Origin of the sequence: Collinsella sp. CLA-ER-H11 (assembly GCF_040092445.1) — a bacterium.
GTDB lineage: Bacteria > Actinomycetota > Coriobacteriia > Coriobacteriales > Coriobacteriaceae > Collinsella.
In genome coordinates, this window is sequence record NZ_JBBNLN010000007.1 from 65,891 (window position 1) to 80,593 (window position 14,703).

The 14,703-nt window shown below is 60.8% G+C and carries 10 protein-coding genes, 1 tRNA gene and 1 other RNA gene; 4 read left to right on the top strand and 8 right to left on the bottom strand.

Going from position 1 to position 14,703, the window contains the following annotated elements; all coding sequences use genetic code 11:
• Window positions 1-63: 63 nt before the first annotated feature.
• Complete coding sequence (locus AAAX35_RS06500) at window positions 64-1,923, bottom strand: ABC transporter ATP-binding protein (protein WP_349117123.1); 1,860 nt, start codon at window positions 1,921-1,923, stop codon at window positions 64-66.
• Entirely contained in the window at window positions 1,924-3,807 is a 1,884-nt protein-coding gene (locus AAAX35_RS06505; RefSeq protein ID WP_349117124.1) for an ABC transporter ATP-binding protein, read from the bottom strand.
• A 542-nt stretch (window positions 3,808-4,349) separates the two neighbouring features.
• On the opposite strand from AAAX35_RS06505, the gene AAAX35_RS06510 reads away from it, so the two are divergent.
• Entirely contained in the window at window positions 4,350-5,009 is a 660-nt protein-coding gene (locus tag AAAX35_RS06510; protein WP_349117125.1) for an LPXTG cell wall anchor domain-containing protein, read from the top strand.
• Between the two features lie 350 nt (window positions 5,010-5,359).
• On the opposite strand, the gene ffs is transcribed toward AAAX35_RS06510, so the two are convergent.
• Window positions 5,360-5,455, bottom strand: an RNA gene (gene ffs, locus AAAX35_RS06515) — signal recognition particle sRNA small type.
• 455 nt (window positions 5,456-5,910) lie between these two features.
• On the bottom strand, window positions 5,911-7,692 hold the full coding sequence (tadA, locus tag AAAX35_RS06520) for a tRNA adenosine(34) deaminase TadA (protein WP_349117126.1): 1,782 nt from the start codon (window positions 7,690-7,692) through the stop codon (window positions 5,911-5,913).
• Between the two features lie 51 nt (window positions 7,693-7,743).
• On the opposite strand from tadA, the gene AAAX35_RS06525 reads away from it, so the two are divergent.
• Window positions 7,744-7,833: transfer RNA gene (locus AAAX35_RS06525), tRNA-Ser, on the top strand.
• Window positions 7,834-7,836: 3 nt separating this feature from the next.
• Here AAAX35_RS06525 and AAAX35_RS06530 read toward each other — a convergent pair.
• The gene (locus AAAX35_RS06530; protein ID WP_349117127.1) at window positions 7,837-8,421 is read right to left on the bottom strand and encodes a TetR/AcrR family transcriptional regulator; all 585 of its coding nucleotides are present in this window, start codon (window positions 8,419-8,421) and stop codon (window positions 7,837-7,839) included.
• 211 nt (window positions 8,422-8,632) lie between these two features.
• On the opposite strand from AAAX35_RS06530, the gene AAAX35_RS06535 reads away from it, so the two are divergent.
• The gene (locus AAAX35_RS06535) at window positions 8,633-9,184 is read left to right on the top strand and encodes a LemA family protein (protein WP_082421874.1); all 552 of its coding nucleotides are present in this window, start codon (window positions 8,633-8,635) and stop codon (window positions 9,182-9,184) included.
• Window positions 9,185-9,664: 480 nt separating this feature from the next.
• On the opposite strand, the gene AAAX35_RS06540 is transcribed toward AAAX35_RS06535, so the two are convergent.
• Together AAAX35_RS06540 and AAAX35_RS06545 are read right to left on the bottom strand one after the other, a co-directional pair.
• Complete coding sequence (locus AAAX35_RS06540; RefSeq protein ID WP_035138743.1) at window positions 9,665-10,717, bottom strand: branched-chain amino acid aminotransferase; 1,053 nt, start codon at window positions 10,715-10,717, stop codon at window positions 9,665-9,667.
• A gap of 289 nt (window positions 10,718-11,006) precedes the next feature.
• Window positions 11,007-11,654 (bottom strand): VTT domain-containing protein, encoded by a 648-nt coding sequence (locus AAAX35_RS06545; RefSeq protein WP_022093822.1) that lies wholly within the window; start codon window positions 11,652-11,654, stop codon window positions 11,007-11,009.
• 223 nt (window positions 11,655-11,877) lie between these two features.
• Between AAAX35_RS06545 and cysE the strand changes: the two genes are divergently transcribed.
• Window positions 11,878-12,582 carry a serine O-acetyltransferase gene (gene cysE / locus AAAX35_RS06550; RefSeq protein ID WP_349117128.1) on the top strand — a complete coding sequence of 235 codons (705 nt, stop codon included), beginning with the start codon at window positions 11,878-11,880 and terminating at the stop codon, window positions 12,580-12,582.
• A gap of 114 nt (window positions 12,583-12,696) precedes the next feature.
• On the opposite strand, the gene AAAX35_RS06555 is transcribed toward cysE, so the two are convergent.
• Window positions 12,697-14,703 (bottom strand): ABC transporter ATP-binding protein, encoded by a 2,007-nt coding sequence (locus AAAX35_RS06555; protein ID WP_349117129.1) that lies wholly within the window; start codon window positions 14,701-14,703, stop codon window positions 12,697-12,699.

Genomic DNA, 14,703 nt, shown 5'->3' on the forward strand with positions numbered 1-14,703 from the left:
AGTACTAACGTGACAGATGTAAACCACCGTCTGTCGATTGATTAATTTGCCCCACGGGCTTGCTTACTGGGCGAATTGGCTGCGGTAGAGTTCGGCGTAGAAGCCGCCTGTCGCTAGCAGCTCGTCGTGCGTGCCGTGCTCGATAATCTGGCCGTCGCGCATCACCAGGATGCAGTCGGCGTTGCGAATCGTGCTCAGGCGATGCGCCACCACAAAGCTCGTACGGCCAGCCATAAGCTCGTCGAATGCCGCCTGAACCTGCAGCTCAGTGCGGGTATCGATGCTCGAGGTCGCCTCGTCCAGCAGCAGAATCGCCGGGTCGGTGAGCATGACACGCGCGATGCACAGCAGCTGTTTTTGACCCTGGCTAAACGTGCCGCCGTCCTCGCCGATCACTGTATCGTAGCCGCCTGGCAGCTGCACGATAAACTTGTGCGCGTGCGCGCGCTTGGCCGCCTCGACAACCTGTTCGCGCGTGGCATCGGGACAACCATAGGCGATATTTTCCGCCACCGTGCCCTCGAACAGCCACGTATCCTGCAGCACCATGCCAAAGGCGCGGCGCAGGCTTGCGCGCGTGTAGTCACGCGAGGAACGGCCATCGACCGCAATGCGACCGGCATCGATATCGTAAAAACGCAGTAGCAAATTGATGAGCGTCGTCTTGCCGCAGCCCGTAGGGCCAACGAGGGCAAAGCGCATGCCGGGCTTGGCCTCGATGCAGATATCCTGCAGCAGCTTGCGGTCGGGCACGTAGCTAAAGTCCACATGCTCAAAGGTCACCTCACCCTGCGGGGCGGCAAGCTCCACGGCATCCGATGCGTCGGGCTCCTGCTCGCGCGCATCGAGCAGCGCAAACATGCGGCGCGCCGAGGCATAGGCCGTCTGGATCTGCGTAATGACGTTGGTGACCTCGTTGAACGGCTTGGTGTACTGGTTGGCGTAGGACAGGAAGATCTGTACGCCGCCCACCGTAAGCGCCGCGGGCACGCCCGTGATCACGCCCACGCAGCCGATCACAGCGACCACGGCATAGATGATGTTATTGATAAAACGCGTACCGGGGTTGGAGAGCGAACCCATAAACTGCGCGCGCTCACCTGCCGTATAGAGCTCGGCGTTGAGGACATCGAAGCGCTGCTGGGCGTTCGAGCCATAGGCAAAGGCGTCGACAAGCTTTTGCTCGCCCACGTACTCCTCGATATGGCCGCCAAGCTGACCCTGAATACGCTGCTGCGCCGTAAAGCTCTTGTTGGAGAGCTTGGCGATGGCGCTGGCCGCAAAGATGGAGAGCGGCGTGACGAGCACCACCACGAGCGTCATGGTCAGGTTGATGGAAAGCATAAACGCGAGCGTGCCCACGATGGTAATAACACCGGTGAAGAGCTGCGTGAAGCCCTGCAGCAGACCGTCGCCCACCTGGTCGACGTCGTTGACCACGCGGCTCATAAGGTCGCCGTGGGCATGGCTGTCGATAAAGCTGAGCGGCATGCGGCTGAGCTTATCGCTCGCCTCCACGCGCATATCGCGCACCGTTTCGTAGGACAGGCGGTTGACGCAATAGCCCTGCAGCCACTGGAAGGCCGCGGCGCCTACCACGACGAGCGCGAGTTTGGTGACAAGCGGCAGTAGCGCGTCGAAGTCCACCTGGCCCGCGGCAACGATCAGGTCGATGCCCTCGCCGATGAGGATGGGCGTATAGAGTTGCAAAATTACCGAGACGGCGGCACTCACAAACGACGCCGCAAACGAGACACGGTGCGGGCGAACATAGCCCAGCAGGCGGCGGGTCACCGCGCCCACGGGATAGCGCTCGGGATCGCCGGGCTGGCGCGGACCGTCGCCCAGGTCGTTGAGGTTATCGTTACCGGACACGTTGGCCGTCATCGTGGCGACCGAACCGGAGGAAGTGTACGGATTCATTTAGCAGCCCTCCTTTGCGCAGACGGATGCGGGGGCGCACACGGCGCCTGGGGCGGACGCGGGTCTTGGGGTGGGCGTGGGCGTCGTGCTCCCCTGCTGGCCCTCGAGCTCCTCGCGTCGCAGCTGCGACTGGCAAATCTCGCGGTAGAGCTGGCAGCTTGCATACAGCTCGTCATGCGCGCCCAGGCCCGCAACCGAGCCGTGGTCGAGTACGCAGATCATGTCGGCGTCGCGCACGGTCGAAACGCGCTGGCTTACGATCACCGTAGTCAGCGGCAGCCCGCCCTCAGCAGCGCCACACACGCTGCGCTCGTGGATGGCATGGCGAAGCGCCGCGTCGGTCTTAAAGTCGAGCGCCGAGGCAGAATCGTCCATGATCAATATCTGAGGCGAGCCCACCAGGGCGCGCGCGATGGTCAGGCGCTGGCGTTGGCCACCGCTGAAGTTCTTACCGCCCGCCTCGACCGGGGCATCGAGCCCCTGCGGCTTGTTGTGCACGAACTCGCTGGCCTGCGCCGTATCGAGCGCCGCCCAGAGCTCCTCGTCGGTCGCAGCTTCATCGCGCCAGGTCAGGTTGCTGCGGATAGTACCGCTCACCAGCGACGCGCGCTGCGGAACGGTCGCGACCGCATGGCGCAGCTGGTCGAGCTGCCAAGCGCGCACGTCGGAGCCCATCACGCTCACACTGCCGGTGCCTGCATCGTACAGGCGCGGGATAAGCGAGACGAGCGTCGACTTACCGCTGCCCGTGCCGCCGATAATGCCAAGCGTCTTGCCCAGCGGGAGCTCCAGGGTCACATCGTTAACGGCGTTGGCAGCGCCGGCGCCAAACGAGAAGCTCACATGGCTCAAGCTCAGCGCGGGGACCGGAACAGCGCCACCCGCCAGTTCGCTCGGCTTGGGCAGCGCGACCGGCCGGTTGCCCTCGTCGGTGATGCTCGGCACACAATTGAGCACCTCGTTGATGCGCGACGCGCTGGCGCTCGCCTTGGTAAAGACCACGACCAGGTTGGCGACATACACGATGGAGGTCAGGGTCTGCGTCATGTAGTTGACGAACGCCATGACCTGGCCCTGCGTGAGCTCGCCCACGTTGACCTGGATGCCGCCCACCCACAGGATGGCGCACACGCCCAGGTTCATCACCAAAAACGTGACGGGGTTAAGGATCGACGAGAGCTTGCCCACCGCGATGGCGGTATTGGCCTGGTCATCGGCGGCTTGGGCAAAGCGCTCGCGCTCGTGATCTTCGCGTACAAAGGCGCGAACCACACGGGCGCCCGAAAGCCCCTCGCGGCAAATGAGCGCAATGCGGTCGAGCTTTGCCTGCAGCTGCTTATAGTACGGAATGCAGCGCGCCATGACAAACCAAAACACCAGGCCAATGGCGGGCGTGCAAATCAAAAAGATCATGCCGAGCTTAAGGTCGATGGCAAGGGCCGCGCACATAGAGCCCACCGCCAAGAAGGGCCAGCGGATGAGCATGCGTACGCCCAGCGCCACAGCGAGCTGCACCTGATTGACGTCGTTGGTAATGCGCGTGATGAGCGACGGCGTGCCAAAGCGGTCGAGCTCGGCATAGCTCAGTTTGTTGATGTGCTCGTAGAGCGCGCCGCGGATATCGGTACCCATGCCCTGCGAGGTGAGCGCCGCCATCTTTTGGCAGACGAGCGTAAACGAGATGCCGGTCACGGCCATGGCGGCGAGCACCATGCCGTAGTGGACGACAGCGTTCACATCGTGTGCGCCAATACCCTTATCGATCATCTGGGCAATCACCAACGGCGTCAGCAGGTCAAAAATCACTTCGATCAGCTTGCACGCTGGGCCAATCACCATATACCGGCGAAACTTGCCACCAAAACGCCCGAGCAGCTCAATCATGTATAGGCGCTCCCTATCATCATCCACATTCAATTCGAACCATGATAGTACCGCCACCCCAAAAGAAGCGTAAACAACTCGTCATTTCTAACGGGATTCAGTTTTCAGGGGGGGGGTATACGCGCACACCCAGCCAGTGTCGGGTCAACTAGCATGGTATATTTACATTAGTGCTACCAAGTTAGTCGCCGACCCTTGAAATGAGGTGCCGAGATGAACGACATTCTCGCAAGAAGAGCAAGACGAGCAACTGTGGGCATCGCCCTTTCCGCGGCACTTGTCGCGGGAATCGCCCCCGTAGCGGCGATCGCGGCAGAAACCAGCTCCCCCACCGGTGCAGTTGCCTTGCAAACGGAAGACGCGGCCGCCGCAAAAGACAAAGCGTATGCAGCCATGCAGGAAGCGCTCAAAACCCTCGAGGCCGCAAAGACGCCGCAAGTCCCGAGAAACTTGCGGAAATCGATGATGACATTGCCGCATTTCAAGAACTCTACGACATGGTGGTGGCGGAAGCCGCCAAACGGAGGGAACCCCTTCCCGCCATGCAAGCGAACGTCGATGCAGCCCAAGCCAAATACGATGAGGCCCACAACCGGACAAGCGGCCTTCAGGCAGAATTAGATAAGGCACTTGAAGCACTCGGCGGCGAGGAGCCCAGCACAGCTATTAAGGAGCATATTAAGCAGTTGCGCATGGAGATCATGACGGCACAAAGGCGAGAAGAATCTTGTGAAGATGATCTTCACCGCTACCAACGCCGGCTCGAAAGCCAGGAAAAACAGGTTCAGTATTTCGAAAGTGAGGCAGAGGAAGCTAAAGCCCACATCGATGAGGACAAAGCCAAGCAAAATGCGCTCCTCAGCGATTTGGAAAAGGCGCAAGCGGCCTATGACGACGCCTGCGAAGCATACGAAGAGGCAAAGGCCGCGGCAGATAAGACCACCTCGCCCGAGATAACGAAACCCGACGAGACGACAAAACCCTCCAGCTCAGTGCAACCGGCCGAGACGGCGCAGCCCACCAGCTCGCCCGCGACCGGCAAAGACGCTCCATCGAGCTCCACCAAGCAAGCAAATACGACCGCCGGCAAGCTCGCGAACACGGGCGACACAGCACCGAGCGCAATAGCACTCGCAGGAATCGCCGCCATGGGACTCGGAATAACCGCCACAGCCACACGCCGCATCAAGAACTCAAAATAGCCGACAGAGCATTCTGCCTTCACCAATCCACAAGCCCAGAGACAAAAAGAGGCTCGTTTCCCCAACCTAGGGAAACGAGCCTCTTTAACTGCAAAAACTCAAGCAACAGCACCGCCGCCTCTTGAACCACGTAGCCATCAATGCCCAGACAACGCCAACGAGCAGCATTCCTTAAGGGATAGATTAAATTAGATAAACGCGCCTTTACGGGTGATTTTTGGACGACGGGGCCCGGCCGGCGGCGAGGTGTTTGGTAGTCGAGCGATCCCGCAGGCGAAGCCGAGGACCAGCGAGACACCAAACACCTCGCCGCCGGCCGGGCCATGTCGCGGCACCAAAAAACGCCCGTGCGTTCGATGGATTCGGATGCCCGACAGAGGCTCCTTATGGCTGCTTCCTTCCGGACCTGACCAGATTCGGAACATGTCGTCATCCGAACCCATCGAACGCGCTAGGCGCTCGGTATATCTTACCTGCTCCCGCCCGCCAGAGCAAGGTAGCTAATTTGGGACGGAGCTTTTTTGACTACTTTTGCAGCCCGATTGCCAGAGCAGCCAATGAGTAGTCAAAATAGTCCGATCCCAAAATGACCGGCTTGGTGCCACACCACAGAAAGGACCTATCTACTACGTTTAGGCCGCAAGGGTCAACCATAGCCGGCTTTTTCGAAAATCGGCAAGCTTTCTACCTGCGGTTTTGTTTTTGCAAATTCCGGGATGGTCGAAGGTGGCCGGTTTAACGTAGTAGATGGCCGCATTTCGTGGCAAACGGTCCGACCCAAGGCACAAGGCGGTCAACCTCGAATGGCCATTCTCGAAGTTGCGGTGGAATACGGACTGAATTGGCCCCTTAAAGGCAAAAACGCTCCGTATTTCACCGCAACTTATCGAGGGGATGGGTTTTAGATACGGCCAAGGTCGTAGGATCGAGCGGCTGCTTCGCCGGCGCAGATAAGGTTGGCTGTGGCTTCTTGCGGATCGAGTGCCTGCTCCAGGTCCATGGGCTTGCGACAGATCGGCAAAACCAAGTCAATACCCTGCTCATGCACCGCATCCAGGTTGTCAGCGCGACCGCCCACGACGGCAACCACCGGTTTGCCACACCGCTTGGCACGGCGCGCCACGCCCACCGGCGCCTTACCGGCGGCGGATTGCTCATCCATATTGCCCTCGCCTGTAATGACCAGGTCGACATCGCGCACGCGCTCGTCAAACCCCACGAGATCGAGCACCGTCTCCACACCCGAGCGTAGCTCCGCGCCGAGCGCCAGCAACGCCGCGCCCAAGCCACCGGCAGCGCCCGCGCCGGGCACGCCGAGCACCGAGCCAAATGTCCGCGCACCCTCGGGTGTGCGCAACAACCCCTGGGCTCGAGCTCCGGTAATTGCCGCATCGAGCAGGCAGCCGTAGCCGACCATCCAGCCGTCGTATCTGCGCAGCACCTCGGCATCATCCGCCGGCAGACCCTTCTGTCCGCCGAACACCGCAAGCGCGCCGCGACGCCCTGCGAGCGGATTCTCGACATCCGAAAGCACAACGATACGAGCGCCATCCAAAGCCTGCAGCGCGGGCGCCAAATCAACGCTCGCCACCTGCTCAAGGCCGGCAAGACCGGGGGCGACATCGCAGCCCTGATCATCGACCACACGCGCGCCCAGCGCCTGCAGCATGCCGGCGCCACCGTCGTTGGTGGCACTGCCACCCAAGCCAATATAGATAGTCTTTGCGCCTGCGCGAACCGCATGGATCATAAGCTCGCCCACACCATAGGTCGAAGCCGCAAGCGCCGCCGATTCCGTGCAAGGCGAATACCCAATGCCGGCCGCCTCGGCCATCTCGATGACCGCGGACTTGCGCTCGACATCAACCAGCATCCGGGCAGACACGCGGTCGCCCAAGGGCCCTACGACCTCGCAGGTTGAGAGCTCGCCACCGCAGGCGGCAACGGCATCGAGCGTCCCCTCACCGCCATCCGCCAGCGGCAATGCGCGCACCTCGGCATCGGGCCACACACGGCGCATGCCTTCGGCAACCGCCGCCTCCGCCTGCGCACTCGACACGCTGCCCTTAAAGGAGTCGATCGCCAGCAGCACACGGCGGGGCCGGCGGCACGCAGGACCAAAGTCAACCGCCGTGCCAGCATCCTCACCGGCACCTGCAAGCGCTGCGGCGTGAGCGGCGTGTGCTTCAAGATCGGCCCCACAACCGCAATCAGCGCCGCCCGCTCCGCGCAGACCGCCAAAATAGCTACTCAGCAGCTCGCGGCATTCATCCGCCAGGACCCCAGCCGTCACGTTAAACCGATGATTCAGGCGCGAATCGGCATTCAAATCGTATAGGGATCCCAACGCGCCCGCCTTGGCGTCGCTCGCGCCATACACGCAGCGCCCCACGCGCGCGTTAACCATAAGGCCCGCACACATGCAGCATGGCTCGAGCGTCACGTAGACCGTGCAATCGGAAAGGCGCCAGCGACCGAGCGACCGAGAGGCAGCGCACAGGGCCGCGAACTCGGCATGAGCCGAAGGATCCTGATCGAGCTCGCGCCGATTGTGCGCCCGCGCGACAATCTCGCCCGCGCGCACCACTACGGCTCCGATGGGCACCTCGCCCACCGCCGCGGCGGCTCGCGCCTCCGCCAACGCCTCGCGCATGAACTTCTCGTCGATTTCGGTGATCGTCATCGTTCGCCTTCCCTGTTGCAAATTCAAAACGATGCTATCATTACGACTCACGGAGAGATGGCAGAGCGGTTGAATGCGGCGGTCTTGAAAACCGTTGAGCGCGAGAGCGTTCCGGGGGTTCGAATCCCCCTCTCTCCGCCACTCCTAGTGATGCACCGGTGTCATGGTCCGCTCAAACAGCGCATCGACCACGTCGGCTATCTCAGGTCGACGCTCAAGATCGTGGCCCGATTCCCACCATATCGTGAAAAGTCGAATAATACCGCCGGCGACAAACTCAGACGTCGTCTCGAGTGACACGGGAGCCAGGGCATCCTCGGCAAGCACGTTCATCACACGCTCGCGGATGGAACGGGCAATGCGGTCGCAAATAACGTTGGTCAACATGCCCGACATGCTGCTTGCCAAAATGTTATCCATGAGCTGCTCGTGCGCCAGAATCAAATCCATGGCATCGTCCAAAATCGCGTACCGAAGCGCGCGCACGTCCTCGGCAGACACTGCGCCGGCCTCATCGGGCTGTTTTTGCGGCAAGCCCGACATGAGCTCATCGATATAAAAGGCAAAGTAATCGTTCTTGTCGCGAAAGTGCTTGTAGAACGTCGTGCGGCGAATCATGGCCCGGTCGCACAGCATGGCGACCGTCAGGTCCTCAAACCGATGCTCCTCGAGAAGCTCGGTAAAGGCATCGAACAGGGCGCGGTAGGTTTTCTTGATGCGAAGGTCCACTGTTATCGCCATCCCCAGGACAAAGACAACACTCGTCAATCTGTCGCATATCTTACACCTGTACCTCGCGCGCTTTGCCCCGGTGCCAACCCCGCCGAAAACACAACGCTTACCGGAAAGTTCGGCACGGTAAAACGTTGCGGGTATACTAGTAGCGTTATACCAACGGCAGCTGGCGCATGCCGCCGCGGCCATTCGAAACGGAGACATCATGATTACCGTCATCATCGGCATCGTTGTTGTCATTGTGATTGTCTGCGCCATCGCCGGCATCTACAACAACATGGTCACCAAGCGTAACCGCATCGATAACGCCTGGCAGAACATCGATACGCAGCTGCAGCGCCGTAACGACCTGATCCCCAACCTGGTCGAAACCGTCAAGGGCTACGCCAAGCACGAGCAGGAGACGCTCTCCGCCGTGATCAGCGCGCGTAACACCGCCGTCAAGGCCACCACGCCCGAGGCCAAGATGGAAGCCGACAACGTGCTGACCGGCGCACTGCGCCAGCTCTTCGCTGTGGCCGAGGCCTATCCCGATCTTAAGGCAAACACCAACTTTACGCAGCTGCAGGCATCGCTCGAGGACACCGAGAACAAGATTAGCTATGCACGCCAGAGCTACAACGACTGCGTGCTCAGCTACAACAACGCCATTCAGACGTTCCCGGCTGTCATCTTTGCCGGCATCTTCCAGTTTAAGGAGCGCCAGGGCTTCGAGGCCGCTGAAGCAGCCCGTCAGGCCCCGACCGTCAAGTTCTAGTAGTTTGGCAGCGCATCCTTAATCGGCCAAATGCATAAACCGCCCCGTCGAATGCATACTTCGACGGGGCGGTTTCCTTTTTCGCGAAGGTCCCCCTCTAAGCGCCGTGCATTTTTAGGAGTATTCAACATAACCAAGAGCTTCGGGCGCCACGATAAATGCCAAAGACCGCGAATATCCCTGCAAATCAACCGCTGTCAGCCCATAACCCCGCCCATCATCCGTAGAAAACATCGAGAAATCCCGATTTTTTGCCCGAGGTCGGTATGCAGGGGCCTTCGATTGCAGAATACTCGCAAAAATGCACGTCGCCACCGCCCCCACATGGCGCGAAGCAAAACAAAAGGGCGACCCTCCTTTCCGGCGCACTCCGCAGGACGCAAGAAGCCCTCGCCGCACGAAGTGCGCAGCGAGGGCTTCTTGCATGTCCGAGGACGCGCCGGGAGGGAACTTGCTCTCTGCCCGGATAGGTAAGACAAATTACGCGACGGTGTAAACCCAGTTGTGCTTGTCCTCGACAGCACCGGACTGGATGCCAGTCAGGGTCTCGCGGAGCTTCTTCATCACAGGACCGATCTCGGTGTAGCCAGCCGGGAAGGTCACGGTCTCGTCGGCGCCGTAAACCTTGTTGTCGATCTCGCCAACCGGGGAGATGACGGCAGCGGTGCCGCACAGGCCGCACTCCACAAAGGTGCCGGCCTTGACCTCGGCCCATTCGACGGGGCGCTGATCGACGGTCATACCCAGGTCCTGAGCAACCTGAACGAGCGAACGACGGGTGATAGAGGGCAGGATGGAGTCGGTGTGCGACTGAGGAACGACGAGGGTGCCGTCCTCCTTCACGAACAGGACGTTGGCGCCACCGGTCTCCTCGACATAGGTGCGGGACTCGGAGTCGAGATACAGGTTCTCGGCATAGCCCTCGCGATGGGCCTCCATCGTGGGCTTAAGGGACATGGCGTAGTTGAGGCCGGCCTTGATGTTGCCGGTGCCGTGCGGTGCGGCACGGTCATACTCGGAAACGCGCAGCTTGACGGGCTTGAGGCCACCCTTAAAGTACGGACCGACCGGGGTCACGAGAATGCGGAACGTGTACTCAGGAGCGGGAGCCACGCCGATCACGTCACCGGAGCCGATCATAAACGGACGCACGTACAGGGTCGCGCCGGAGCCGAAGGGCGGAACCCAGGCGGCGTTGGCAGAAACGACCTGCTTGACGGCCTCAACGAACTTGTCCTTGGGGAACGGGGGCATCTCAAGGCGCTGGGCAGAGTTGTACATACGCTCGGCGTTCATGTCGGGACGGAAGCAGACGATGCTGCCGTCCTCGGCGGTGTAGGCTTTCAGGCCCTCAAAGACCTCCTGGCAGTAATGGAAGATGCCGCCGCACTCGGAGACATGCAGGGTGTGGTCGGTGGTCAGGCCGCCCTCGTCCCACTCGCCGTCCTTCCAATGGGCCTCGTAGCTGTAATCGGTCTTCATGTAGCCAAAGCCGAGGCTACCCCAATCGATATCCTTCTTCTCGACAGTCATATGCCGCTCCTTACATACACAGTTGCATACTCGCGAACCCGCACGCAAGGACCGAGGCCGACCGCGTCGCAACGTCGCACGCCCGGAGCGTAGAGCCGGACGGGACACGCGAGCAGCATCAAAGCCGATGGCACGTCGATTCGCATGCACGAGATTGTACTCCCCGCACGCGTCTGATAAAACGTTTTTCTTTAACTAACTAAAGTATTTTCATTTGACCGAAGCTAAAGAGGCCCGCCACCGTAAGCAGTGACGGGCCTCAACTGTACGGTTTGCGCGTTGGCTCGAGCTATGCGTTCTTTTTGCCCAGCTTAGCCTTGACCAGACCGACCACGGTCGGGATGATCGACACGGCAACGATGCCAACGATTAGCAGCTCAAAGTGCTCCTGTACAAAAGGAATGCCGCCAAAGAAGTAGCCCAGCAGCGTAAAGACCGTCGACCAGGTAATGCCGCCCAGCACGTTAAAGACGACAAAGTTGCGCCAGTGCATGCCGCCCATGCCAGCGATAAAGGGCACAAAGGTGCGGATAAACGGAAAGAAGCGACCCAGGAAAATGGCCAGGTGACCCCACTTGTCCAAGAAGTCCTCGGACTTTTTAATGCGCTCGGGCGTCATGGCCTTGACCTTGCCCGAAGCGATGATCTTGCGGCCAAAGAAGTGACCGATCATAAAGTTGCACTGGTCGCCCAGGATGGCAGCAGCCCATGCGACGGCCAAAAGGGCCACGATGTTAAAGCCGCCGTTGTGGGCAAAGAAACCCGAAGCAAACAGCAGCGAATCGCCGGGAAGGAACGGGAAGAACACCACGCCCGTCTCGATAAAGATGATCAGGAACACGCAGCCGTAGGCCATAAGCGGGCCGGCGGCGATCCAGCTGGCGATCGCGGTGCGCGGGTCCTTGAGCAGCTCGGCGATAAAATTGATGAAACCCATGAAGTAAAACCTCTCAGTTGTGGGCGCGGATACGTCCAAGTTGACCAGTATACGGTTGCGGCGCCCCCTCGTGCGCAACCCCACAAAAGCATGACTCCATTACCAGCAAGTTTGCATAACTGACACCTGTCGCGCAATGCCGCCAAGATTGTCCTTCCTAATCCCTAGCGAATCGCTATACTTTATTGAATCGCATTGCCATGGCGCTAAGGGAGGGCGGCCGGTGAGCTTTATCAATACCATTCGCGAGGACATCAAGACCGTCCAAGCGCAGGACCCCGCCGCGCAAAACGGTCTGGTCATCTTCCTTTCCTATCCTGGCCTGCACGCCAAGTGGAACCACGTGCCCGAGCACTGGCTGTGGGAGCATGGACATCGCTCGCTCGCCCGCGTGCTCTCGCAAATCACCCGCCACATCACCGGCGTCGAGATTCACCCCGCGGCACAGATCGGCAAGCATTTCTTTATCGACCATGCCATGGGCGTCGTCATCGGCGAGACCACCATTGTGGGCGACAACTGCGTGCTCTATCAGGGCGTCACGCTCGGCGGTACCGGCAACGAGACCGGCAAACGCCACCCCACCCTGGGCAACAACGTCACCGTGGGCACGGGTGCCAAGGTGCTCGGCAACATCCGCATCGGCAACAACGTCAAGATCGGCGGCAACTCGGTTGTCGTCAAGGACGTGCCCGACAACTGCACCGTCGTGGGCGTGCCGGGACGCATCATCAAACGCAACGGCTGCCGCGTGTTCGAGGAGAGCTTCGATGCCAAGCAGCATCGCGAGTACATGCCCGATGACGCCGCCGAGCAGAGTGCCCTCAACCGCCAAGGCATCACCGAGAACGCCCGCCGCGTCAAAGAACTCGAGCGAGAGGTGGCCGAGCTCAAAGCCTTCGTCGCCAAGCTCGTGGACGAGCGTTAGGAACGCAAGCGGCACAAAACGACATCGGCATCAACGCAAGAAGGCGCGCCAGGGAATTCATCCCCGGCGCGCCTTTCTTTTTGATGTGACATGCGGGACTGTCCCTTTGTCACATTATGCGAACTGACTCAGATAGAGGTCGGCATAAGCGCCCTCGGCCGCGAGCAGCTCCTTATGCGTGCCCTGCTCGATAATGTTGCCGTGGTCCATGACCAAGATCAGGTCGGCGTCCACGATCGTCGACAGGCGATGCGCGATCACAAAGCTCGTGCGCCCGCGCATAAGCGCGTCCATGGCACGGCCGATGGCAAGCTCGGTGCGCGTGTCCACGCTCGACGTCGCCTCGTCCAGGATGAGAATCGCCGGGTTGTTGAGCAGCACGCGTGCGATGGTCAGCAGCTGACGCTGGCCCTGGCTGATGCTTTCGGCATCGTTGGCCACGCGCGTGTCGTAGCCCTGCGGCATGGTGCGCACAAAGAAGTCGACCTGCGCAGCACGGGCAGCCGCAACGATCTCCTCGCGCGTTGCCTCGGGGCAGCCGTAGGCGATGTTCTCGGCAATCGTGCCGTCGAACAGCCAGGCGTCTTGCAGCACCATGCCAAACTGCTGACGTAGCTCGCCGCGATCCATGCGGCTCGTATCCACGCCGTCGAGCGTAATACGCCCGCCGTCAATCTCGTAGAAGCGCATGAGCAGGTTGATGAGCGTCGTCTTGCCTGCGCCCGTGGTTCCCACCACGGCAATTTTCTGGCCCGGCTCGGCGGTAAACGAAACGTCGTGCATAAGCGGCTTGTCGGGCGAGTAGCCAAAACGCACGTGCTCAAAGGAGACGCGGCCCTCCACGCGACCCGGCAGCTTGGCGGCCTCGTCCGGCAGCGGATCGGCCTCCATCTCGGGCTCATCGAGCAGGTCGAACACGCGCTCCGCACTCGCCAGCGCGCTCTGCAGCGAGTTGAAGGTAAACGACAGCTGCGTCATGGGTTCGGACGCCTCGTAGATAAACTGGAAGAACGCCTGGAACACGCCGACGGTCATGTGACCGGCAACCAGCATGCTGCAGCCCACGAGCGCAATCACGATCTGCGCCAGGCGACCAATAAAGCGAACCGCGGGTCCGACGGCGTTGATCATAAAGTCGGCCTTGGTACTCACGCGCGCCAGCTCGCCCGAGGCCTCGTGCACCTCGGCAGAACTCTGACGCTCGCGGTTAAACGCGCGAATCACCAGACGGCCCGAGTAGCCCTCCTCGACCGCGCTCGTGATTTTGGACACCCACTCCTGGCGCTCGCCGGTCACGTCATGTGTGCGACGCGAGACCACTTTGGTCATCAGCAGCGACAGCGCCATAAAGAACAAAAAGACGAGCGTGAGCGGCACGCTAAACACGAACATCACGCTCACGGCGCCCACCACGGTGCCGATCGACACCAGCAGCTGCAGCAGTCCGCGCTGCATACTCTCGGACATCTTGTCCAAGTCGTTGGTCGCGCGACTGACCACTTCGCCGGGGCGATGCGCGTCAAAGTAGGCGAGCGGCAGACGGTTGAGCTTTTGCGCGATGCGGTTGCGCAGGCGCAGATTGAGGCGCTCAGCGACGCTCGACATCAAAAAGCTCTGGAACGCATAGAACGAGGCAGCGGCAGTCCAGATCATAAAGTAGACGAAGATGGTCTTGCCGCAGTTCTCCCAAGTGATGTTGAAGGTGGTCCCGTTGGCAAACGCCACCTGAATGTGGCCCCACAGCTCATCGATCACGCGGGCGCTATATGCCGGCGCAGCGGTGTTAAAGATGGCGTAGAACACAATGCTCGCGAACACGATATAGAAGCGCCAATGGTCGCCGGCAGCCTCGCTCCACAGGCGGCGCACCGTCGCCCAGGTGTCGCGGGGTTTCTCGTCCTCGTCCTCGTCGTCCACATCGCGCATGCGCTCTGCCTCGGCGCGGGCGCGCTCGTCCTCGGCGCGTTCGTTTTCCTCGTAGAGCGCTTGGCGGCGAGCCTCGCGCTCGGCTGCAGCCTTGGCGGCCTCGTCCAGCTCGGGTGCTACGGCAGCCGTTTCCTCAACCAGTCCCGCGGCAACGGCGTCATCAACGCTGGCCTGCTTCCTGAGCTCCTCGGTCAT